The following is a 22,775-nucleotide window of genomic DNA, read 5'->3' as shown; positions in this document are numbered from 1 at the left end:
GCTATTTCGATAGCACCCTTAAAAAACTATACTGCCGTTTTTAATTTAGGCTGAATAAGAATAGGGATAAGTTTTTGTAACTCAGTAATAGAAATATCTTTAACAATTTCTATTACTTTTACCCCATCAGGCTCAATCTCAAAAGTTGCATAATCTGTATAAACTCGACTTACACACTCTAGACCTGTTACAGGGTAACTACATTGCTCCAGGAGTTTAGATTCTCCCTTTTTATTTAAAAGCTCCATTATGATATAAACCTTTTTGGCTCCAACAGCTAAATCCATTGCACCACCAACAGCAGGTACAGCATTAGGAGAACCTGTGTGCCAATTAGCTAAATCTCCTTTAGCTGAAACCTGATAAGCGCCAAGTACGCAAATATCTAGATGCCCACCTCTCATCATGCCAAAGGAGTCAGCGTGATGAAAAAATGAAGCCCCAGGCAATAATGCTATTGGCTCTTTACCTGCATTTATAAGATCCCAATCTTCATGTCCCTGTTCTGCCGCAACCCAACGCCCTAAAATCCCATTTTCCGTATGTAGAAAAACTTCTTTATCTGCATCAAAGTGATTAGCTACAAGTGTTGGTAAACCTATTCCTAAATTAACATAAGCCCCTTCTGGAATATCACGTGCTACACGCGCAGCTATTTGATTTCTAATTTCAATGCTCATGCTACTCCCTCCAAAAGTTGATTACGACAGATCAAAGATTTCACAAAAATACCTGGTGTGATTATATGTTCTGGATTTAACTCTCCTAACTCCACAACTTTAGACACAGAAGCAATTGTATGTTTTGCTGCCATAGCCATTACTGGACCAAAATTACGCGCTGCTTTACGATAAGTTAAATTTCCCCATCGATCGCCCAATTCCGCTTTAATCAGAGCCACATCAACATGTATTGGATATTCCAGTACATAATGTCGCCCATCGATACACTTGGTTTCCTTCCCTTCTGCCAATAGAGTGCCATAACCTGTAGGTGTATAAATTGCTCCCAATCCGACACCTGATGCACGCAATCTTTCAGCTAGATTACCTTGAGGAACTAGCTCCAACTCCAATTTTCCTGCCTGATATAGCTCGTCAAACACATAAGAGTGGCTCATACGAGGAAAAGAGCAAATAATTTTGCGTACTTGCCCAGCTTTTAATAAAGCGGCAATTCCTTCCTCATGATTTCCAGCATTATTACTAACTAATGTTAAGTCCTTAGCACCATGCTCAATAAGTGCATTGATTAAATCTTCAGGCTGACCTGCCCCTCCGAATCCACCAATTGCAATTGTTGAACCATCCTTAATTACAGATACCGCCTCATATGCGCTACTTATTATTTTCGAAATCATTGATCTTTCCATAAAAAGAAGGAATAGCCACATAATGTTCTATCCCTTCTAAAAATCATTAATTATGCAAAATTTAAAATTGCATTTTTAAATTCTTCTGGCTGTTCAACATTACCAATATGTGCAGCACCCTTTACAGCAATTAACTCTGCATTAGGAATCGCATTCGCAAGTTCTTGCATGACACTAACAGGTGTTGATAAATCTTCTGTCCCAGCAATTGCTAAAGTAGGACACTTAATTTCACCAAGCTTTGCACGAACATCAAAATCTGCTACAGCTTTGCAAGTATTCGCATACCCAACAGGATTAAAAGTTATCAGCTCATCAAGTAGGCTTTGGGCAAAAGCATTCGTTTCTGCTGTCCCTGGATTATACCAACGGCTTTTTGTTGCTTCTAAAATAGAATCCAAACCGCCCTCTAATACTTTATTTGCACGATCATGCCAGAAAGCAGGTTCGCCAAATTTAGGTGCTGTACAACACAAAATTAAACGCTCAATACGTTCTGGATATTTTATAGCCAACATTTGACCAATCGCACCACCTAAAGAAAGGCCAGCATACGTAAATTTATCAATATTTAAATGATCAACGACTTCTATTACATCCTCAGCAAATTGTTCAACTGATGATGGCTCTAAACCTAAATTTTGGGATTGACCATGACCTCGGGTATCAAAAGCTACAACAAAAAAATTCTTTGCTAAATCATCTACGATATTGTTCCACATATTAGATGAAGTACCTAATGAGCTTCCTAATACCAATGCCTTATTTCCTTGTTTTCCAAAAGTTTTATAATAAATCATGTGTTCCTCACAATAGTCAATTTGGTATATATCACCACTTATGATTTTGGTTTTTTATGATATATATTCAAATACTATTTTTATATCATCGTCATAGTCAGAGTAGGTCTCAAATGGAATTTAGACTTTTGCGATCTTTTTTAGTTGTTGCAGAAGAACTAAACATTGGTCGGGCAGCGAAGCGTTTATTTATCGCACAACCACCGCTATCGAAACAAATTCAACAATTGGAAGAGGAACTTGGTTGCCAGCTCTTTGAAAGGATCCCTAAAGGACTAAAGCTTACTCCTGAAGGTGAAACACTCGTCATTGAAGCAAAAAAAGTGAAACTAGCATTAGAAAATGCTGTTGCTGCAGTGAGTAAATCGAATCAAGGAAGTTTAGGGACTGTTAATATTGGTTTTTCAGGTGCGTTACCAAGTACTGTACTCCCCAAGTTATTTAGCCAAACTGAAAAACTTTATCCAAACATAAACTTCCAGATTCATCGTAAATCAAACTCAAATTTAGTTTTAGAAAGTGTCGCTAACGGGGATATTGATGCTGGTATTGTTTTATTACCAATTTCTACTCTAGGTATTTCACATACCGCCATTAGCAAACACAATCTAATCGTAGCATTACCTAAACATCATAAGCTGGCACACAAAAAATCTGTTTCAATGCATGAATTAAGGGATGAAAAATTTATTACGAATCATGCATACAAAGGTTCTGTCATTCGTGAAGTTTCAATTAAAGCATGCGTTAATGCTGGATTTAATCCGAACATTTACAAAGAAACAGATGACACTTATGCAATATTAATTTTAGTTGCTGCTGGATTTGGAATTACGCTGACATTAGAAGGGCTGGAAAGTATTCAGTCTTCAGACATAACTTATCTTCCTCTAGACGACGCTGACTTATGTGTTGAATTAGCAGTAGTATGGCGTGAAGGAAATCCATCAAAGCTTCTCAAAAATGCACTAAGTACTCTACCGAAGAATTTATTATAAATAAAAAACCCACTCAATTGAGTGGGTTTTTTAGATTACTTTATTTTTTTAGAGCAGAAGGATGTTCTGCTAAAGCAGTCACTTGCATTTCCATATATGGAAATAGCGGAAAGCCGGACAATATTTGATGTAATGCATCATTAGACTCAACATCAAAGATACTTACGTTTGAAAATTTTCCAACTACACGCCAAATATGAGGAAACTGTCCATTTTTCATAAACTTTTGTCCATATTCACGTTCTTTCGCAATAATATCAGCCCAAACATCCGGATCAATATCATGTGGTTTTTTTACTGTCATTTGAACCATGTATAACATGCTATACCTCTTCCTTAATGGTTAATACTTTTGATAATTGCAGCCATGCCTTGTCCGCCTCCAATACACATTGAAATCAGACCATACGTACCGCGTGATGATTGAAGTTCGTTAATCAAGGTAGTCATAATACGAGCACCAGTAGCTCCTATTGGATGCCCTAATGAAATACCTGAACCATTTACATTCAATTTGTTGTAATCGGCTTCACTAAAGTTTAAAGCATGTGTGCATGCTAAAAGTTGAGCAGCAAAAGCCTCATTAATTTCGATTCGATCCATATCATTTAAAGTAAGCCCGGTGCTACTTAGAACTTTTTGTATTGCAGGTACAGGACCTATCCCCATAGCAGCACTAGGCACACCAGCAATTGACCAATCCACAATTTCCACTAAAGGTTTAAGCTGCAATTGTTGAACCATTTTCTCACTTGCAATCAAACAAAATGCTGCTGCATCATTTTGTCCTGATGAATTACCAGCAGTAACTGTTGAGCTTGGATCATCCTTATACAATATTGGCTTCAATTTACTTAATTGATCCACTGTTGTATCCGATCTTGGATGTTCATCTGTGTCAATTAATTTACCCTTAACGTTTAAAGGTAAAATTTCATTTTTAAACTTACCTGCATTTATTGCTTTGCATGCTTTCATGTGACTTTCATAAGCTAGCTCATCTTGGGCTGTCCGACTAATATTGAATTGTTTTCTCAAATTTTCAGCCGTCTCAAGCATCCCTCCCTGAATGGGGTTTTTCTGCCCATTTGCATAAATACGTCCATACTTTAGAGAGTCTTTGAGATTGATATCACCAAATCCTCCCCATCTTAATGTCGTACTATAAAAGGGGGCTTGGCTTAAAGATTCAGCTCCTCCAGCAATCACTAAATTAGCTTTACCAGTTTGAATCATCATCATTGCATCAATAATTGCTTGTAAACCAGAAGCACATCGTCGATCTACACTGTACCCACAAACACTATCTGGTAATCCAGCATCTAAAGCTAAAGCCTTTCCAATATTAGCTGCTTCTGCTGTGCCATAACCCTGTCCCACAATCAGCTCATCTAGATGTTTAGCAATTTCAGTATTCTTTGAAACTATATGTTGGATTAATGGAACTGCTAAATCTAATGGGCTTAAGCTTTTAAAAACACCACCCATCTTCCCAATTGGAGTACGAATTGCATCACAAATATATACTTTGGTATTTTTCATAATTAAGACTTCGCTAAATCAATAGTTGCATTTAGAGGCTGAGTCTTTTTATTGAATCGGAAGCCATTAATGGTAATTAGCAAACCAACAACCGTAACGATAACAACGTAGTAGGCTGGTGCCAGGTTATTACCAGTCTCTGCAATTAAATAAGTTGCGATATAAGGTGCCGTACCACCAAGTAGACCATATGCTAAGTTATATGACAGTGCACTTGCGCTATATCGAATATGAGCAGGAAATAATTCAACCATCAATAATGGAGTAATCGTACAGATAAAGCCCATCACGATACCAAAAATACTTAGACCAATAATCGATGTTGTTAAGTCACCCGTACTAAGTAATTGGAAAGCAGGTACAATTAAGATAGACATTACAATTGCTGATACAATCGCTACTTTTGGAATACCTATACGATCAATTAATTTACCCGCAAAATAACACGCAAATGAGAACAAGATTAAAGCGATAATATATACTGATAATGCCTGTGGTCTCGCCATTTGAGCAGCATTAGTCATAAAGGTAATCATATAGCCTGTGAGCATATAGAAGCCTAGACCATTCAAAGATGCCCAACCAAATAGGGTCAACATATTCATTTTTGAAGCTTTGAATGCCTCAACTAAAGGAGCATGCTTTTCTTCTTTAACCTGAGTTTGAATCGCCTGAAATTCTGGAGTTTCTTCTACTTTATTACGTAAATATAAACCGACAATTCCTAATGGACCAGCGATCATAAATGGAACTCGCCATCCCCAAGAGTTAATTACTTCTGGATCTAACAGTTGAGTCATAATTAGACCAACTAATGCTCCACCAATAATACCTAACGCCGTTGCAATAGGATTAATACTACCGTAAAGTGCTTTTTTACCCTTTGGAGCAAACTCAATTACAAAAGAACTTGAGCCTGCATATTCACCACCAGCTGATAGCCCCTGACAAACTCGCCAAACTACCAATAAAATTGGAGCCATCAATCCAATAGACTCATATGTAGGTGTTAAACCGATAGCTAAGGTTGCAATACTCATAAGTAATACTGCAGCAGATAAAGCTTTTTTACGTCCGTGCTTATCTCCATAATGACCAAATATTACGCCACCAATTGGTCTAGCTAAAAAACCAAGCGCGAATACAGCAAATGTCGCCAACAAGCCTGTTGTTGGATTATCTGAAGGGAAAAAGTGTATTGCGATAATAGCGGCAAATTGTGCATACAACACAAAGTCAAACCATTCGACAAAGTTACCAATCCCTGCTGCTGTAATTGCTTTTTTACGAGCTTTTGCATCAATTGTTTTTTGCATTTCACTACTCCTTAATTTTGGTCAATCCAAATCCTATGGAATGCGCAAATTAATTTTTTTGATACTTCTCATTTATTAGAATCAGTTAAAAGTGGACTTTCTGTCTAATACTGATTCAATATCTAATCCATATCATTTTGATATCAACTTAGAATTTATAAATTGCAGCCAAATTCAGACGTGACACATCAACATCACTTCCATTAAAGACTTCTCGATTGCCATAGTGATACTCAACACCTAGATCTAAACTCTTAATTGGTGTGAAATATATATTTGCAGCATAATCCGTGAGGGTTTTATTCATTAAAGGATTGTTTTTAGCGTATGCCGTATCATCAGCGTACTGAAACAACGAAGCTGCTAAGTTCATCCGCCATAAAGGATTAAACTTATGTGAAAAGCCAATTACATAACTATCAAGCTCATTTAAATCCAAGTCATCTTCAGCAGCATTCACAGAAAAATCTCCACCTGCTAAAGCATTATTTGCTGTTGATCCTTGAGCTGTGTAAGGAAGAAATTTCTGATCTCCCTCAATGTGATAATAATTTCCTTGAATTGAGCTAGATGGAGTTATCTGGTACTTCAAACCGGCACCCACTCCCCATCCCAACTTGTCTATATCTTTATCAGCTAAATGTGCTCGTTTTTCATTAACAAATCCTTGTACAAGCCCTGTAATGTCACCATTTTTATAAGTATATTTTGCTGTTAATGCTGGTAGTTCAGAAGAACGGCTGTTCACATACTCCAAAGCAGTTTTTAAATTATGGTGTTCATCCAAAGTAAAATTATATCTAACCTGAGGTACGCGAACCCATGCTGTTCCAAGGAATGCCGTGTAATCAACACTTTCTGTAGCTGTTTCCAAATTCCCTGTTAAAGAAACAGTTTGACCTAATAGCCAATTATTATAATCAATATAAGCATGACGTATTCTTAGCTTGCCATCACCTGAACTACCATCCCAAAAATCGGTTTCGATCTTAGCGTTTAAATCCTTACCATTGATATTTTTCTTTAAATCCACACCTAGTCTTGAGGCGGTTAAGTTAAATTCTGATCGGTTTCCATTTGTTCCTTCTAACGGCACAGAGTTTAACTTCCCAAATGTACCACCGTTAGATGACTCAAAATCAATTGCTCCATCTAAACGTAATTGTCCGTAAAATTTCAAATCATGTTCTGAAAATTGTGACTTAGAGTTATTATTTTTAAGTTGATCTTGTTTAATTTCCTGCTGTTGACTAACTAGATACTGGCGAACTTTACGATCTTCCTCCATTTGCTGTTTTAATAATAAAATTTGATTTTCTAATTCTAGAATCTTTGAGTCGACCTGATTAGCATATGCTGGTGATACCATAATTCCCAACATACAAATAACGAGTTTTTTCTTCATCACATATTCCTTAATATTTTCTATCCATTTCTATGCTTTGCATAGACAAACATAAGATCAGACAAATACAGGCCTAGTGTCTAATATTGTTTAGATATCATCTAAATATTGATTTAGTATTTGTTTTTTTATAGACGAGTATAATTTAGTCAATTTATTCAAAATTATGATGAATACTTGATTAATATTTTTTCTAATAAGAAATACAGATATGCTGCTGTAGCAGTCCATCTCTAACTAAAAGATATCTACAAAATGGGTGGCTATTCACCCACGTATAACTGACAAACCATTAAATATTAAATTCTTTATTTTTATTGTATCAACGCCCTCCTTTGAGAGCGTTTTTTATTATAGTGCTATAAAATAATACCTTAAAATTTCCAAGTATAATCAATGTTTACACGTTGCTCTTTAGCACTTTTAAAGGTTGCCTTTGGACCAAAGTCATTTTTATAATCTTCATGACGTAAACGTACAAACAAACCTTTGACTGGGGTATTTTGGAATTGGTAACTCACCTCTATACCAAACTTTCGTTCCTCAAGCTCTTCACCTGGTTTAAGATTCTTAAGCTCAATTTCCGTGCCTTTTGTATAGCGCGTCATCAACTTTAATCCTGGTATCTGGTCTTTAAAATCATAGTCATAACGGACTGACCAAGCTTTTTCATTTGGGTTCAAAAAGTCAGTTGCCCAAGCATCAATATAAGTATTAGCTTCGCCACCGCTTAGATATGGAAAACCAGTATCACCTGAGTTATGAATATAGCCTGTAGTAAATTTATGATTGTCCACACCTAACGCAACTACGAAATTACCATGGTGATTGTCAATATTCCCAGCAAGCTCGGCTCCAGAATCTACAGTTCTGAAATAGCGGAAATCGGTAAATAAATTATAGCGTTCATTAAAATGGTGGGTATTACGAGCCCAGAAAGTGTATTGATCATATACGTCATCTAAATTGGCATGATACAAGGCAAAGGTCGTTTCAGGACGTAAATAGTAATAGCCGCCGACATAGTAGAGACCATCAGTTTCCACCGATTTGTATTTCATATTGGCGCCAGATAAACGGATTTTCTCCCAATTTGTCGAGTCACGATGATTCACGCGATTGACATACCCTGCCTCAACTTTGATGTTATCTATATCTTTTGACTCAAGTGCTACCCCACGATACGTTTGTGGAAGTAGACGTGCTGGAGAACCGACCAATACCGGATTGACCGGAAACAGCGTACCTACTTTGACCTCAGTCTCTGAAATTTTAGCTTTACCTGTCACACCAATTTCACCAAAGGAATCTACAGGCTCACCATCATCTTCTGCAGGAGTTAAACCTACAGCAGGAAAATATTCTTTTTTACCCCATAAATTAAAGCCAGCACCGGCGTACAAATCAGCACCAAAACCGACAGTTCCTTCAGTAAAGCCTGATTTTGCATTCAAAATAAATCCTTGCACCCATTGTTTGGCTGCAGGCTGAGTTACCTCAGGGTCAGTAAAGTTCCGGTCCAAATAAAAGTTGCGTGCGGTGAGACTGACACTGCTGTCCTTCACAAAATCAGCAAATGTCAGCGTTGGTAAAGTGGTAGCAATAGATAACGCAGTTAAAATAAAATATTTCATTGTCATTTTCCTTAGACAAAAGTTCCCTCTTCCATTGAATTGAATCAATAGAGATTTAAAAAAATTGTTTTCAAAAGCAGCTTGGAAACGGCCTAGATGGCGACTTCCTAATTATTTACGATACTTGTAATACTTCATCTCACTCTCCATAGAATTCTGATAAACATCATCCTGATGCATTTAACGAAGCAGAGTATTTATCTCTATAAATACTCTGCTGTGATTTATACCAGCGTAAATGCTGCACTGGCTTTCGCGACCTCTTTCCCATTTTGATAAGCGACGCTTTCAATATTGGAAATTTTGCGTCCCTGACGAACGAAGTAAACTTCAACATCGACCTCCGCAATATTGCATGGACGTAAGAAAGATAGATTCATCGTCACGGTTGCCGAAGGTGTTCCCTCTTGCGCAATAATGGCAAATAGCCCCATGGCATCATCAAGCATGGAACAAATCATGCCACCCTGCACATGTCCCATCGGATTGGCAAATTCAGCACGAGGCTGGTAGCTTAAGCGTACTTTCCAACCATCTTCCTGCTCCACTTTCTGTACCTTGCCGCACAAAAAATGGTGAATTGGAGGGGGCTGTAAGTGTTCAAGAAATGCCTGCACATCAAAGCTCATATCGATTACTCACCAAAGTAGGCATTTTCAAATGCCGTCACCGATGTACCCGCATGCTGCACGCTGTAAGCCAAACCATAAATTTCTGGCAAGACCATGCTGTGATAGAAACGTGCGGTCTGGATTTTGCCTTTCAGGAAGTTGCTGTTGGCATCACCTGCAGCAAGCAATTCAGCAGCTTTCAAAGCGCTTTGCGCCAGCTGCCACGCCCCAACCACAAGACCGGTCAGCATTAAGTATGGTACAGATACGGACAATGCTTGCTTTGCTGACTGTACAAACTGAGCTGCAATGTGTTGACTATTTTCAGAAAGTACTTCAATCGCTGCAGCAAATTCTTTTGCAACATCAGCAAGTTCAGGGTTTGCTTGAATGTCTACTAGTGATTTTTTCATTAGGTCGATTAAGATACCGAGGTTTTTACCTTGATCTTTTACGACTTTACGCCCGACCAAGTCTGCTGCCTGAATCGCTGTTGTACCTTCATAGATCACGCTGATTACCGCATCACGCAAGTACTGAGCAACACCAGTTTCCTCAATGAAGCCTAAACCACCATGTACCTGAATGCCTGTAGTTGTGGTTTTTAGTGCAGTTTCAGTTGCCCATGCTTTGAAGACTGGAATCAGTAAATCTACCAGACCTTGATTGTGGGCACGTATTGCAGAATCTGGATGGCGGAAGCTGATGTCTTGGGCTTGGGCAATAAATAAAGATAAAGCACGCATCGCCTCAACATTCGATTTCATGCTAAGTAACTGACGACGTACATCCGCATGCTCAATAATTGCAACTGGCTTGCCTGTTTCAACATCTGTACCTTGTACACGTTCACGGGCATAGTCTAAAGCCGCCTGATAAGAACGTTCGGTCAGTGCTACACCTTCCATACCAACAGTCAAGCGTGCCATGTTCATCATCACGAACATCGCAACCAGACCTTTGTTTTTCTCGCCAACCAGGTAGCCTATCGCACCTTCATTGTCACCATAAGCCATAACACACGTTGGGCTGGCGTGAATACCGAGTTTATGTTCAATAGATACACAACGTAGATCGTTACGCTCGCCTAAAGAGCCGTCGCTATTCACAAGGAATTTAGGTACCAAGAACAGTGAAATACCGCGTACACCTTCAGGGGCATCTGGCAGACGTGCCAAGACCAAATGCACGATATTGTCGGTAAAATCATGCTCACCAAAAGTGATAAAGATTTTCTGACCATGGATACGGTAAGTACCGTCTCCTTGATCAATCGCTCTGGTTTTTAATGCACCGACGTCTGAACCTGCACCTGGTTCAGTTAAGTTCATGGTTCCACCCCATTCACCAGAGACCAGTTTCGGCAGGTATTGCTGTTTCAGTTCATCCGATGCCGCATGGCTGATCGCTTCAATCGCACCGATGGTCAGGCCAGAACACATCACAAAGGATTTGTTGGCTGACATCATGATTTCATTCACAGCTGTCGACAGGATATAAGGTAAGCCCTGACCACCAAATTCTGGATCCAGTGAGATATTGTTCCAGCCCGCTTGCGTATACTGTGTATATGCTTCTTTGAAGCCTTTTGGTGTAGTGACCACACCATCGGTAATTTTCAGACCTTCACGGTCACCGCTGGCATTGATAGGATCCAGCACATTCGTGGCAAATTTGCCGGCTTCATCCAAAATAGATTCGTAAAGTTCTACACCTAAATCTTCGAGTCCAGGAAGTTGAGCCAGTTGCTCTTGATCAAGTAAATGATTGAAGATAAAGCTTAAATCATTTAAAGGGGCTTTGTAGCTATTCATGCGCTCATTTCCTTGTCTTGCAGTAAACGCCAGTTAATTTTTCCACTTGCGGTTTTTGGGAGTTCTGTGGTGAATTCCACCACTTTGGGCACTTTATAGGCCGACATATTGTCACGGCACCAGTTTCTTAATTCATCTTCATTCATGTGCTGGTTAGCCTTGAGTACCACCACAGCTTTGACGCTTTCACCACGGTCATTTTTGTTACATGGGATAATGCAGTTTTCTAAAATCTTTTCGTTTTGATAAAGAATGCTTTCAACTTCAGATGGCCAGACCTTATAACCTGAGACATTGATCATGCGTTTTAACCGGTCCGCCATAAAGAAATAACCTTCTTCATCGAAGTAGCCAACATCACCAGTTTTAAAGAAGCGCTTGCCATCATGTTCAATAAACGAGGCTTCGGTTGCTTCAGGATTTTTCCAGTAGCCGCTGAACATGCATGGGCTATTGGAAATAATTTCACCACTTTGACGTACACCGAGCTCTTCACCAGTTTCCGGATCTATGATTCGACTATCCACATCAAAAAGAGGCACACCCAAACATTGACGCTTGCCACGACCATACGGATTTAAATGCACCCCTGCCGCCATTTCGGTCATACCCCAGCCCTCGATAAACTCGATTCCGGTTAAGGTTTCAAAGTCCTGGGCAATCGCATGTGGCATACCAGTACCACCGCCATAAACATGGGTGAACGATTTAAAGTTGAATTTATTGACGTCTGGCATCGCAAGTAAATCAACCACCATGGTTGGGATACAGCACCAATGGGTCAGACCATGCAGATCCACTACTTGCGCTGCACATAAACGATCCCAACGAGTCATTAAATAAGTCGTTGCACCCAGCCAGATCGGTAGACACATGGCATTGACCATGCCAGTGACATGAAAAAATGGCGTCACGGACAATACTTTTGCCGTATTATTCCACGGACTCCAGTTAATTTGGGTCAGAATTTGCGCGACCAAAGCACGGTGACTGAGCATGCAGCCTTTCGGGTGTGCAGTTGTACCAGAGGTATATAAAATTACCGCGAGATCTTCGCCTGAGCGCGTGGCTTCTGTCTCAATTTCGGCATGCTGTAAGGCCGTTTGGAAATAAATAACAGAGGACGTTTCAGTGACTGCTGGTGCTTGTAGTACCGTTTCTGGAATAACAAATTTAGTTGGGGTAAAAATGTCATCACCATAACGTGCGGCAATGATTTTTTCCAAACAGGTCTTACCGAGCAAACTTTCAAATTCAGCAACCAGTTCTGAACCGACAATCGCGACTTTGCTTTCAGTGTCCGAGACATACCATTCCAGCTCCAATGCCTTATTCATTGGGTTAACCGGTACCGCTACGGCATCGCAACGTAAAATGGCATAGTACGCCACAATAAATGACACACTGTTTTGCATGCTAATCACGACACGGTCGCCAGCTTGGACATTTGCCTGTTGCTGTAAATAACCAGCAAAACGGTTCACACGTTCATTTAAAGTCGCATAATCCACTTGGCTGCCATAATAATTCACTGCCACTTTGTCTGGATAACGTTTGGCATTGGTTGCTAGATGCTCGTACAAACCGGTCTGCGGATACGACAAGTGTTTCGATAAATGACGTGGCCAATGATTAAAATGTAATGTGCTCATCTTTTATTTACCCTCTGGGTGCTCCAGCGCTATATCAAAATCTACTGGAGTCACCACATCCTTTTAATTTTGAATCTGTCCTTTGATCTTTTTAAGATGCTAATTGAGCGAGCAAATCCGGTACTTGCCAGAATGAAGCATCTGTTGTCGGGTCTTGGGCAAACTGTTGCATCGCTGCAATCATGTTGTCCAAGCCCTGCTCTGTAGCGTAGAACATTGGACCACCACGCCAACGAGGGAAGCCATAGCCAGCCAGATACACCACATCAATATCCGATTGACGTAAGGCAATCCCCTCTTCCAACAGGCGGAATCCTTCATTGGCTAGAGCATAAATACAACGTGCCACAATTTCTTCATCACTAAAGTTTTTCACTTGAATGCCACGTTCAGTTCGGTAGACATCAATCATGGCCAACACTTCGGCATCATGCTCACCCCGGCGGTTACCCTGGCTATAGTCATACCAGCCCTTTTGGGTTTTCTGCCCCAGGCGTTTTGCTTCTACCAGCTGGTCAGCGATCCCAGAGAATTTTTTATTTGGATCCAGTTTTAGCTGCTGTTTTCGGATCAGGTAACCAATGTCATTGCCTGCCATATCACACATGCGGAATGGTCCCATCGCCATGCCCCAGTTTTCCAACGCACTGTCTATTTGATATGGTGATGCGCCTGCATCAATCAGCAAACCTGCAATACGCAAATATTCATTCAGCATCCGGTTGCCAATAAAGCCATCACAGACGCCAGCTACCACAGCGACTTTGCGTAGACGCTTACCAATCTCTAAAGCCGTCATCAAAGTGCTGTCATCTGTGGTATTGGTACGAATCACTTCAAGTAGTGGCATCACTTGTGCTGGACTAAAGAAATGTAGCCCGACCACAGACTCAGGACGAGAGGTTTGCTGTGCCAGTACATTTAAATCGAGTGTTGAGGTATTACTGGCCAATACAGCATGCGGTGGCAAATATTGATCCATTTGTTTGAGAACAGAGGTTTTAACATCCCAATCCTCAAATACGGCTTCTAGAGCCAAATCCACCTGTGCAAGGGCTGAATATTCAAGACTAGTGCTTAAATTAGCTTGGATGGCTTGGGCTTTTTCTTCGGTTAAACGTCCTTTGGCGACCTGAGATGCAAAATGCTTTTGAATCAGGCTTAAACCACGCTCGAGGCCTTCTTGCTGCTTTTCAATTAAAGTGACTGGGAAACCGGCTTGCAAGAAACAAATTGCAATACCACTCCCCATCGTTCCAGCGCCAATGACTGCAACTTTTTCAATGTTTTTGGCACATGCATCTGCACTTAAATCCGGAATATTTTTCGCTTCACGTTCTGCAAAAAAGGCATGTCTTAAGCTTTTAGATACCGAGGATGTGGTCAAGCTTTGGAACAATACCTGCTCTTTGGCAAAACCTTGCTCAAAATCTAAAGTGACTGCCGCCTCTACCGCATTGATAATGGCATGCTGGACCACATTTTGCGGTTTAGTCCCGGCAGCATCTCGTTTGGCTTGTAGAAGCTCTACCAATGCATCGTTGAGTTCCAAGGTTATATGTTTAATATGCGGTGCTTTTTGAACAGTAACTGCAAATTCTATTGCAGCTTGTTTTGCATCTGCATCTGTCAGCACATCTAGTAATGGAGTTTCAGCAAGTAAGGCAAGCTTGAGTGGCTTGCCGGTTAAAATGGCATCTAATGCTGCTTCAGCCCCAATATAACGCGGTAACAATTGCGTGCCTGCTGCACCTGGCAACAAACCTAGATGTACTTCAGGCAATGCCAACTGTGCTTTGGCATGCACCACACGATGATGACAGGCTAGTGCCAACTCTAACCCACCACCCAAAGCAGTTCCTGAAATTGCAGCAACCACTGGTTTATCTGCATCAGATAGCAAATGTACTAAATCATGCAAAGATGGAAACTGAAGATGAGTGCCTGCGGAAAACTCGGCAATATCTGCACCCGCACTAAATGCCTTGTTTAAACCTGCCAGGACGATTGATTCAACCTCTGCATCTGCCAACAATTGCTGGATCGCTTGATACAAATCTGCACGCAGTGCATGCGAGAGCACATTTAATTTTTCAGTTTGAAAATTGACAATGCCAACTTGACCTTGTTTTTCAATCAGAATTTGATTTACAGAACTCATGCTCATCTTCCATTTATTCATTTAAAAAACTGCAGTACCAAATCCAGACTCAATACTGCATCACGGGTTTTATGCTTGTGCTTGAGCACGTTTTTGCATGGTGCCCAGTAAAATGAGGATCAGAACTGCAGCAATGATGATGCCTGGGATACAGGTCGCAATCAGTCCTGTAGCCCCACTACCCATAGCCAAGAATTGACCTGCCAGTGCTGGGCCTGTCATCGCACCAAAACGACCAACTGTCATGGCTGTTCCTACGCCTGTTCCACGCATTTGTGTTGGATACACTTGGCTACCCAAGGCATACAGCACCATTTGACCACCAATCGTGAAACATCCTACAAGTGCACCAGCAAAGTACATTGCTGTGACGGTATCAAAGCTATTCAATGCCACCAGACCGATAACAATGCCGCTATACATCAACAGAATGACGTTCTTCATTTTCCAGCGGTCCACTAAAATACCGAGCACAATCGTGCCGATGAATGCACCCACCGAGAAGAACATTTGCACCATGGTTGCTTCTTGTTTCTTGAAGCCTAATTCCATGAGTAAGGATGGCAACCAGTTCAGCAGCATGTACACCACCATCATGGTGAAGAAATAGCCCACCCAGAGTAGGAGTGTTGGCATACGGAAATACTGGTTGAATAAATCGCTGAATTTGGTCGCTGCAATTTGATTGGTATTTTGCTGGGTTGCCAGGAACGCGCGTGATTCTGGTAAAAACAGCATCATTAGTGGAATGACCAACAACGGCAGCACACCACCAACATAGAAAATCACTTTCCAATCAGCTGCCAGTGATGTACTTGCCAACAACGACACAGCAATACCACCTATAGGCATACCGCAATACATCAGTGAAATGGCGCGACCACGCGCTTTCTCACTTACTGCTTCTGAAGCCAATGCCACCAGGTTGGGCAAGGCTGCACCCAGACCAACACCAGTCATAAAGCGTGCGAAAAGCAGACCTGAGTAAGAGGTCACCCATGCTGTCAGAATTGAAAATAAACCGAAAAGCGCAACTGAAATGATTAAAACTTTTTTACGGCCAATGCGGTCACCTAAACGACCACCCACAATTCCACCAGGTAATAAACCTAAAATTGCGGCACTAAAGAATAATCCTAAAGCAGATTTATCCAAGCCAAAGTGAGCACCGACACCGGCAGCTGCAACACCTGCAGATTGCAAATCAATTCCCTCAATAAATGCAATGAGGAAACAGATCAAGATTGTCATCACAGCATTACGCTGTGTATTTTGTTGTTGTTCCATGCAACATACCCTTTTTGTTTTGCTGTCCTAGCAAAAACAAATTAATTTGATCTGGATATATTGTCAAGCAAGCTTGACGTTTATTTAAATTAGCCAAAGGTATTAGGCGTCACAAAACTGAAATTTTTGTTATATTGATCAAGGCTTTCTTAACGTAAAAAAAATTGTGAAATCACTAAGAGTATTACTACGCACCCGCCTTGAATGGATTGAAGAGCATTTGATGCAGAATGCTGAAAAGAACGGCTATGGGTACGTAACTCCCTCAATGGCAAGGCTTTATAGTTATTTAGGTAATGCCCCTGTACCAATGTCTGAATTGGCGCGCAGATTAAAAATCTCCAGGCAAGCGGTACATCAATTAGTCAATGAAGGGATCCATTCGGGTTTTCTGGAATTGCTTGACAGCCCGAATGATAAAAGGGTCAAAATGGTACAGTTCAGTTTGGAAGGGCAAAAAATGGCGTCCGTTGCAATTGCTGAAATTAATAAGGCAGAAGAAGAACTTAAACAGTATATTGGAGCTGAAAATGTCCAGGACCTAAGACGAATTTTAGAATTAAAATGGCCAGAAGATTAATTGATCACTAGCCATTTATAAATGCAAAGCCTGTTTGATATAAAAGTTCATTAAATCGGTGCGCCCACCTACCGATTTTTGATAATAAGTTGAGCTTAATAATAAGCAGGCACCATGAGTAATCGTCCAAACATAAGATAAATAATCGCGCACAGCAATTGAACTTCCACAAGATTTTAGAAAATCAACCGTAATATCTTTAACCTCTAAAATTCGTTGCTCGCGTATTGCATAGAGTTGTTCAAATTTATGTTTAAGGCCTCTTTCCTGACTGGTAATTCGTTCTTCAATATTATGAAATAAAACGGTTCTATTCGCATTTTCTAAATGATAAAGCATATAAGTCGTAATACTTTTTTTTACATCCGTTTGATCATTTTTTGCAATATCTAGCAAACGCTGTTCATTCATGATCAGTAATTCTAGGTACAGCTGATTTTTACTATGGAAATACTTATAAATCGTACCCTTGGCAATATCGAGGGCTGTAGCCAAATCACCAACAACAATATCCTGGTTATTTTCCAGCAAGAGTTGTTCTGTCACCTCCAAGATCTTTTGCTTTTGTAAAAAGATTTTTTGGTGGCGTGTGATAGTCATACAATTTCAACTCAATACGAATCAATAAATCTGATATAAATTGATATCATCATATATTGAATAATCACGCCGGATTTTGTCAAGTTTAATTGACAAAATATATAATATCTGTATTTAAAATAATGAACTAAGGGAATTTAACATTCTTATATAATTTTAAAAGACCGTGTTTTGTAAGCCTACAATCAATGGTTTATTCAGTGCTTAAACTTGGTGATTACTCACAGTAGAATCAAAATCAGTAGATATAAATTAAATGGGCTATTTCTAATTTTCTATTCAGCCAAAGAATTGTTACGGTTGATATTGAAGATGATGTCTTAAATATATCGAGAGATGTTCTACAATTCAAAACTCAGACATGGTTCCAATGGTCAGCGTTCTCCATTAGATTATGAAAAGACCCATCAAATGGACTGCCACCACTCTCCTAGACATCGAAAAGCATACACAAATATTACTCTTGAAATCGAACTATAATCATATGGAAAACTTGAACTGTCTAATATTTAACTAAAAGATGTCTCTTTAGGGCTACTACAAAACACAACAAAGATTCACTTAGACTGAAAGCAAGATGAGTTATATTTTTTAAATGATACTTTCAATCCAAAACCCTTTGAATATGGATTTAAAGTAAATCGTAGATATGCACAATATGGTCTAGGTTATTCGGAGGCAGTAACAACGAGGCTATTATTTCTAGGCATCAATCAGAGCTGTGTTTAAAATAACAAAGGGGTTTTTTATGAATTCCACGACAAGCAACATAGCATTTAAAGGTAATGACCGCCTGCTGTTTGGCATCATTATGGGGGTTATAGCCTTCTGGCTATTTGCCCAAACGACTCTCAATATTGCACCCGACATGAGTCGTGACTTGGGTATGACAGCCAATAGCATGAACATCGCAGTGGCAATCACCGCCCTGTTTTCTGGCATCTTCATTGTCGTCATGGGTGGGCTAGCCGACCGGATTGGTCGCATGAAGATTGTGCGCATTGGTTTCTACCTCAACATCATTGGCTCTTTACTCGTTGCTCTGACACCGGCAGGTGACCTTGCTTTACCAGTCCTATTGATTGGACGTGCGCTGCAAGGCCTTTCGGCGGCATGTATCATGCCAGCCAGCTTAGCGGTCGTAAAAGCCTATTGGGACGGTGCAGACCGTCAGCGTGCGATCAGTATGTGGTCCATCGGCTCATGGGGCGGCTCCGGCCTGTGTGCATTGTTTGGCGGCCTGATGTCACAAAACTTTGGCTGGCGCTCAATCTTTTTCGTGTCAATTTCAGTGTGCCTATTGGGCCTGTGGATGATGCGTGGTACACCGGAGAGCAAGGCTGAAACCAGGGGTGACTATAAATTTGACCTACCAGGTGTGCTGACCTTCATGATTGCCATGGTAGCGTTGCAAGTAGTCGTCACTCAGGGCAATAAGTTTGGCTGGGCCAGCCCATTATCGCTCGGACTGATCGCTATAACAGTGGTGGTTGGCACCATGTTTCTAAAAATTGAATCGAAGTCACCCAATGCTTTCTTCGACTTCAGCCTGTTCAAGAACACCACTTACACCGGCGCGACAATTTCCAACTTTCTACTAAACGCAGTAGCTGGCACGCTGATCGTATCCTTGCAATTGGTACAATTCGGTGGAAACATGACAGCTCAGGCTGCCGGTATGCTGACCTTAGGCTATGCAATTGCAATCATCGCTTTCATCCGTGTCGGCGAGAAATTATTGAAACTTTATGGTGCGCGTAAACCGATGATCTGGGGCTGCCTCATCACCGGCTTGTCAATTGTACTGCTATCACCGGCTAATCTACTCCTGACAGACTACAAGATTCTCGCCATGATCGGCTATACGCTATTTGGTGTAGGTTTGGCTTTCTATGCCACCCCCTCTACCGATGCGGCCCTAGCCAACTTGCCTGATGCCCAGGCGGGTGCCGGTTCAGGTATCTACAAAATGGCTTCGTCACTTGGTGCCGCCTTTGGCGTAGCGATCTCAGCAGCAATTTTCACTGCATTTAGCGCCAACAATGAAAGCATCATGTGGCTGGAAGGCGTGATTACCTTTTCCGGCCGGCAGGACAACCTGGCCGTGCGTGAGGCCGCCATCATGGCACTGGGATTCAACGTGCTGATGATCGTGGTTGCGATTATATCGATCATGCTCACTATCCCAAAAGGTAAGAAGAAAACTTAATATTTAGATCGTTAGCATGCCCAAGTTGGAGAGGATTGCAGGTGTAATCAGGTCTACATACTCCCTTCTTCTACCGGATTTAGAGTGCTATGAGGCACGCGAATTTTATGCATAATGCTTTTGAATCCATAGGTTTTTAAATCAAAAAATTAAAAGGCCCTAATCTTTCGACTAGGCCTTTTAAATATGCAACAGGGAAAAAAACTTGAGCTCGAGGCTCCATTTAAGATAACAATTGAGTTCCAGTTGAATTAATACAAGGTAAAATATTCAACATCAATGTGTCTCCATCTACCCACCAGACCAGTATTATAGCCAAGTTAATGCTGCAGCCAGCATGGCTTCCAAACCCGTTTTCACAGTCGGATCCAGTTCTATTTTAAATAAAGATGAATGGTTGGCAGGAATTTTTGCCACCGTATCGTTTTGTACGGCCTGTTCCCATTGATTGACCTCTGTGGAACCTACAAACCAGAACACATAAGGAACGCCCCATTTACGGCCAAAGTAACTGAAGTCTTCACTGGCGGTGACAGGTGCTGTGACATAAGCCCGTTCAGCAAAAAAATCGATAAAACTTTGTTCCAGCTTAGCGGTTGCCTGTAGATCATTTTCAGTGACAGGATAACTGTTAATAAATTTGATCTCAGGCTCATTTGCGCCTGAAGCATGACTTTCACAGCTACAGATACGTTTGACCGAATTCAACATCTTATCTCGGACAGAATCTTTATAACTGCGCATATTCAATTTCATCACGGCAGTATCAGGAATAATATTTTCTTTGGTTCCTGCTTGAATACTGCCAATGGTTAACACGGCACTCTCTTGAGGGGAAATTTCCCGGGAAACAATCGATTGCAAGCGCACTGCACTATAGGCGGCCATCATGACTGGATCAATCGAATTTTGTGGCATCGAACCATGTGCTCCCCGACCATGAAAGGTAATATGTAAACTATCACCCGCAGTTAAAATGGCACCTGCCTTATAGCCCACCGTGCCAGCTTTTCCTACCATCACATGCTGTCCCAAAATAATATCGGGCTTAGGAAATTTATCTTGCATATCTTCAATCATGGCCAATGCGCCTTGAGCAACTTCTTCACCCGGTTGAAACACCAGCATCAAGGTTCCGCTCCAGACTTCTTTATGCTGGGACAGAATTTTTGCAACGCCCATGAGCCATGCAACATGTAAATCATGTCCACACATGTGAGAGATATCGGTTTTAACTCCTTCAGCAGTTTGGCCTGTGACTTGACTCGCATAAGGCAGGCCAGTTTTTTCTGGCATCGGCAGCGCATCCATATCTGCCCTTAGCATGACCGTATGACCAATGCCATTGGACATGAGAGCTACAACACCAGTGACACCAATTTTTTCATGAATTTCATAGCCTAAAGGTTGCAGATACTCCGCCACTTTTTCAGCAGTTCTGAATTCCTGCATGGAAAGTTCCGGATGTTGGTGAAAATCTTTATAAATGTCAGTGAGTTCTGGAATTAGCTCTATAATTGATTTTTCCAGTGCTTTCATTCGCTTGTTCATCGCACTATCCTTTTAAAATTGGTTTTATTGAGGGCTGAAAAACGGATTGATCATCATTGCTACTGATTAAAACTTTAAAGAACTAAAGCTTGGACTGGCACATTATTTCTAGATCATTTTGTGTGATTTTGGTGAATGAATTTAAACAGTTAATAGATAATATTTTTTTCATAATTCAAAGAACAAGCTATTTTTATTTTAAGTCAGGAATATTTTTTATGGCATAAATTTATTTTAAAAAACAGTTAATAACATTGACATATAGGTAGTGTATTTTTATTAATCAACACGTATTTCTTACTCATCCAAACTCCTGTTTTCCGATAATAGCTCCCATAAGAATAACTGTTAACTCGTTAATTTAACTTGAAATTGATATCTTCTGGACGTAGTACATGTGTTGCAGCAATGGCTAAATCGCCTTCATTTTCAAGGTCTTCATTCATCCATCAGGATGACCATTTTTCCTGCATGACTATTTGTAAATGTTTTAACCCACAATATTTTCAAATCAGTAGTTAAAATAGATCATTCAAATGGGTGACACAGTGATCACCCATTATTTAACTTTTATATCAATTATTTAGAAAAAAGTCTTAAAGCGCTTTTGATCATCAATAAAATCTTTTTTACCAGCAGCTGCTTCTACAGAACCAAATACCAGTTGAGCACGAAGTTTCCAATTTGCTGGAATATTGAATTTTTTAGCCACTTGTTCATCAACAATCGGATTATAGTGCTGTAAGGATGCACCTAAGCCACGCTCTGACAATGCCATCCAAACAGCAAACTGTGCAATCGCTGTCGAGTGTTCTGACCAGATGGGAAAGTTATCCGCATATGCTGCAAACTGTTCCTGTAAACCTTTTACAATATCCTGATCTTCGAAGAATAAAACTGTACCAAATCCTGCTGCAAAGCTGTCAATTTTGTCATTGGTAGCCTGGAAACTGTCAGCTGGGATCATTGGACGCAAAGTTTCTTTGACAATATTCCAAAAGTCCTGATGTGCTTGACCAAACAGGTTCACGATACGAGAAGATTGCGAGTTAAAAGCGGAAGGGCTTAAACGCACTGCTGATCGAATTAATTGATCAACCTCTTGTGGCTCTTCATTCAGGTTTTTTCCAATGCTGTAAATGGTACGACGTTGTGCCAACTGATCCATGAATGTTGTTGGCTCAACTTCATTACAACCCAAAAGGCTTTTTAAAAATGACATATATGCTCCAGGTTCTGCTTT

Annotated in this window: 19 protein-coding genes and 1 pseudogene; 3 read left to right on the top strand and 17 right to left on the bottom strand. The window is 40.5% G+C overall.

Annotated elements, in window-relative coordinates:
* Positions 1-26: 26 nt before the first annotated feature.
* The 3 genes from ACE01R_RS14275 to pcaD form a co-directional block, all read right to left on the bottom strand.
* Entirely contained in the window at positions 27-680 is a 654-nt protein-coding gene (locus ACE01R_RS14275; RefSeq protein WP_395551975.1) for a 3-oxoacid CoA-transferase subunit B, read from the bottom strand.
* A complete protein-coding gene (locus ACE01R_RS14270) occupies positions 677-1,360 on the bottom strand; it encodes a 3-oxoacid CoA-transferase subunit A (protein WP_171547289.1) in 684 nt (227 codons plus the stop codon). Before ACE01R_RS14270 ends, ACE01R_RS14275 begins: the two co-directional genes overlap by 4 nt.
* A 62-nt stretch (positions 1,361-1,422) precedes the next feature.
* Positions 1,423-2,172 carry a 3-oxoadipate enol-lactonase gene (gene pcaD, locus ACE01R_RS14265; protein ID WP_395551966.1) on the bottom strand — a complete coding sequence of 250 codons (750 nt, stop codon included), beginning with the start codon at positions 2,170-2,172 and terminating at the stop codon, positions 1,423-1,425.
* A 113-nt stretch (positions 2,173-2,285) separates the two neighbouring features.
* Here pcaD and ACE01R_RS14260 point away from each other — a divergent pair, with 113 nt between their 5' ends.
* Positions 2,286-3,170 carry a LysR family transcriptional regulator gene (locus ACE01R_RS14260; protein ID WP_395551965.1) on the top strand — a complete coding sequence of 295 codons (885 nt, stop codon included), beginning with the start codon at positions 2,286-2,288 and terminating at the stop codon, positions 3,168-3,170.
* A 40-nt stretch (positions 3,171-3,210) separates the two neighbouring features.
* Here the strand turns inward: ACE01R_RS14260 and catC are convergent, their stop codons facing one another.
* From catC to mhpT, 10 genes are all read right to left on the bottom strand, one after another.
* Positions 3,211-3,492, bottom strand: a complete 282-nt coding sequence (gene catC / locus ACE01R_RS14255; RefSeq protein ID WP_057049622.1) for a muconolactone Delta-isomerase — start codon at positions 3,490-3,492, stop codon at positions 3,211-3,213.
* Between the two features lie 14 nt (positions 3,493-3,506).
* Positions 3,507-4,712, bottom strand: coding sequence for an acetyl-CoA C-acyltransferase (locus ACE01R_RS14250; RefSeq protein ID WP_395551961.1), 1,206 nt, complete (start codon positions 4,710-4,712; stop codon positions 3,507-3,509).
* Between the two features lie 2 nt (positions 4,713-4,714).
* Positions 4,715-6,028 carry an MFS transporter gene (locus tag ACE01R_RS14245; RefSeq protein WP_395551960.1) on the bottom strand — a complete coding sequence of 438 codons (1,314 nt, stop codon included), beginning with the start codon at positions 6,026-6,028 and terminating at the stop codon, positions 4,715-4,717.
* A 148-nt stretch (positions 6,029-6,176) separates the two neighbouring features.
* A complete protein-coding gene (locus ACE01R_RS14240) occupies positions 6,177-7,433 on the bottom strand; it encodes a DcaP family trimeric outer membrane transporter (protein WP_395551959.1) in 1,257 nt (418 codons plus the stop codon).
* A gap of 374 nt (positions 7,434-7,807) precedes the next feature.
* Positions 7,808-9,067 carry an OprD family outer membrane porin gene (locus ACE01R_RS14235; RefSeq protein ID WP_395551958.1) on the bottom strand — a complete coding sequence of 420 codons (1,260 nt, stop codon included), beginning with the start codon at positions 9,065-9,067 and terminating at the stop codon, positions 7,808-7,810.
* Positions 9,068-9,291: 224 nt separating this feature from the next.
* On the bottom strand, positions 9,292-9,696 hold the full coding sequence (locus tag ACE01R_RS14230) for a PaaI family thioesterase (RefSeq protein WP_395551957.1): 405 nt from the start codon (positions 9,694-9,696) through the stop codon (positions 9,292-9,294).
* A gap of 5 nt (positions 9,697-9,701) precedes the next feature.
* Positions 9,702-11,492, bottom strand: coding sequence for an acyl-CoA dehydrogenase (locus ACE01R_RS14225; RefSeq protein ID WP_395551956.1), 1,791 nt, complete (start codon positions 11,490-11,492; stop codon positions 9,702-9,704).
* Positions 11,489-13,144: a long-chain-fatty-acid--CoA ligase gene (locus ACE01R_RS14220; RefSeq protein ID WP_395551955.1), complete on the bottom strand. Its 1,656-nt coding sequence runs from the start codon at positions 13,142-13,144 to the stop codon at positions 11,489-11,491. The genes ACE01R_RS14225 and ACE01R_RS14220 overlap by 4 nt, the downstream gene beginning before the upstream one ends.
* Before the next feature lie 91 nt (positions 13,145-13,235).
* The gene (locus ACE01R_RS14215; protein WP_395551953.1) at positions 13,236-15,305 is read right to left on the bottom strand and encodes a 3-hydroxyacyl-CoA dehydrogenase NAD-binding domain-containing protein; all 2,070 of its coding nucleotides are present in this window, start codon (positions 15,303-15,305) and stop codon (positions 13,236-13,238) included.
* A gap of 69 nt (positions 15,306-15,374) precedes the next feature.
* Complete coding sequence (gene mhpT / locus ACE01R_RS14210) at positions 15,375-16,592, bottom strand: 3-(3-hydroxy-phenyl)propionate transporter MhpT (RefSeq protein WP_395551952.1); 1,218 nt, start codon at positions 16,590-16,592, stop codon at positions 15,375-15,377.
* Positions 16,593-16,815: 223 nt separating this feature from the next.
* Here mhpT and ACE01R_RS14205 point away from each other — a divergent pair, with 223 nt between their 5' ends.
* A complete protein-coding gene (locus tag ACE01R_RS14205) occupies positions 16,816-17,172 on the top strand; it encodes a MarR family winged helix-turn-helix transcriptional regulator (protein ID WP_395551951.1) in 357 nt (118 codons plus the stop codon).
* 15 nt (positions 17,173-17,187) lie between these two features.
* Here ACE01R_RS14205 and ACE01R_RS14200 read toward each other — a convergent pair whose 3' ends face one another.
* A complete protein-coding gene (locus tag ACE01R_RS14200) occupies positions 17,188-17,772 on the bottom strand; it encodes a TetR/AcrR family transcriptional regulator (protein WP_395551950.1) in 585 nt (194 codons plus the stop codon).
* A 748-nt stretch (positions 17,773-18,520) separates the two neighbouring features.
* Here ACE01R_RS14200 and ACE01R_RS14195 point away from each other — a divergent pair.
* Entirely contained in the window at positions 18,521-19,981 is a 1,461-nt protein-coding gene (locus tag ACE01R_RS14195; RefSeq protein ID WP_395551949.1) for an MFS transporter, read from the top strand.
* 309 nt (positions 19,982-20,290) lie between these two features.
* Here ACE01R_RS14195 and ACE01R_RS14190 read toward each other — a convergent pair whose 3' ends face one another.
* The 3 genes and pseudogenes from ACE01R_RS14190 to ACE01R_RS14180 form a co-directional block, all read right to left on the bottom strand.
* Positions 20,291-21,532, bottom strand: a complete 1,242-nt coding sequence (locus tag ACE01R_RS14190) for an amidohydrolase (protein ID WP_395551948.1) — start codon at positions 21,530-21,532, stop codon at positions 20,291-20,293.
* Positions 21,533-21,894: 362 nt separating this feature from the next.
* Positions 21,895-21,994, bottom strand: a pseudogene (locus tag ACE01R_RS14185) (3,4-dihydroxy-2-butanone-4-phosphate synthase); the annotation flags it as partial.
* Between the two features lie 121 nt (positions 21,995-22,115).
* Positions 22,116-22,700 carry a nitroreductase family protein gene (locus ACE01R_RS14180; protein WP_395552043.1) on the bottom strand — a complete coding sequence of 195 codons (585 nt, stop codon included), beginning with the start codon at positions 22,698-22,700 and terminating at the stop codon, positions 22,116-22,118.
* Between the last annotated feature and the right edge of the window lie 75 nt (positions 22,701-22,775).

This window comes from Acinetobacter sp. BSP-28 (assembly GCF_044130285.1).
Taxonomy (GTDB): Bacteria; Pseudomonadota; Gammaproteobacteria; order Pseudomonadales; family Moraxellaceae; genus Acinetobacter.
Note: the sequence above shows the minus strand (reverse complement) of the source record. Positions and strands in the feature narration are given on the sequence as shown.

What these genes read in the sequence shown, in the direction of transcription:
- ACE01R_RS14275 (WP_395551975.1), bottom strand. Translation starts at nt 680, where the DNA reads ATGAGCATTGAAATTAGAAATCAAATAGCTGCGCGTGTAGCACGTGAT.
- ACE01R_RS14270 (WP_171547289.1), bottom strand. Translation starts at nt 1,360, where the DNA reads ATGATTTCGAAAATAATAAGTAGCGCATATGAGGCGGTATCTGTAATT.
- pcaD (WP_395551966.1), bottom strand. Translation starts at nt 2,172, where the DNA reads ATGATTTATTATAAAACTTTTGGAAAACAAGGAAATAAGGCATTGGTA.
- ACE01R_RS14260 (WP_395551965.1), top strand. Translation starts at nt 2,286, where the DNA reads ATGGAATTTAGACTTTTGCGATCTTTTTTAGTTGTTGCAGAAGAACTA.
- catC (WP_057049622.1), bottom strand. Translation starts at nt 3,492, where the DNA reads ATGTTATACATGGTTCAAATGACAGTAAAAAAACCACATGATATTGAT.
- ACE01R_RS14250 (WP_395551961.1), bottom strand. Translation starts at nt 4,712, where the DNA reads ATGAAAAATACCAAAGTATATATTTGTGATGCAATTCGTACTCCAATT.
- ACE01R_RS14245 (WP_395551960.1), bottom strand. Translation starts at nt 6,028, where the DNA reads ATGCAAAAAACAATTGATGCAAAAGCTCGTAAAAAAGCAATTACAGCA.
- ACE01R_RS14240 (WP_395551959.1), bottom strand. Translation starts at nt 7,433, where the DNA reads ATGAAGAAAAAACTCGTTATTTGTATGTTGGGAATTATGGTATCACCA.
- ACE01R_RS14235 (WP_395551958.1), bottom strand. Translation starts at nt 9,067, where the DNA reads ATGAAATATTTTATTTTAACTGCGTTATCTATTGCTACCACTTTACCA.
- ACE01R_RS14230 (WP_395551957.1), bottom strand. Translation starts at nt 9,696, where the DNA reads ATGAGCTTTGATGTGCAGGCATTTCTTGAACACTTACAGCCCCCTCCA.
- ACE01R_RS14225 (WP_395551956.1), bottom strand. Translation starts at nt 11,492, where the DNA reads ATGAATAGCTACAAAGCCCCTTTAAATGATTTAAGCTTTATCTTCAAT.
- ACE01R_RS14220 (WP_395551955.1), bottom strand. Translation starts at nt 13,144, where the DNA reads ATGAGCACATTACATTTTAATCATTGGCCACGTCATTTATCGAAACAC.
- ACE01R_RS14215 (WP_395551953.1), bottom strand. Translation starts at nt 15,305, where the DNA reads ATGAGTTCTGTAAATCAAATTCTGATTGAAAAACAAGGTCAAGTTGGC.
- mhpT (WP_395551952.1), bottom strand. Translation starts at nt 16,592, where the DNA reads ATGGAACAACAACAAAATACACAGCGTAATGCTGTGATGACAATCTTG.
- ACE01R_RS14205 (WP_395551951.1), top strand. Translation starts at nt 16,816, where the DNA reads ATGCAGAATGCTGAAAAGAACGGCTATGGGTACGTAACTCCCTCAATG.
- ACE01R_RS14200 (WP_395551950.1), bottom strand. Translation starts at nt 17,772, where the DNA reads ATGACTATCACACGCCACCAAAAAATCTTTTTACAAAAGCAAAAGATC.
- ACE01R_RS14195 (WP_395551949.1), top strand. Translation starts at nt 18,521, where the DNA reads ATGAATTCCACGACAAGCAACATAGCATTTAAAGGTAATGACCGCCTG.
- ACE01R_RS14190 (WP_395551948.1), bottom strand. Translation starts at nt 21,532, where the DNA reads ATGAACAAGCGAATGAAAGCACTGGAAAAATCAATTATAGAGCTAATT.
- ACE01R_RS14180 (WP_395552043.1), bottom strand. Translation starts at nt 22,700, where the DNA reads ATGGATCAGTTGGCACAACGTCGTACCATTTACAGCATTGGAAAAAAC.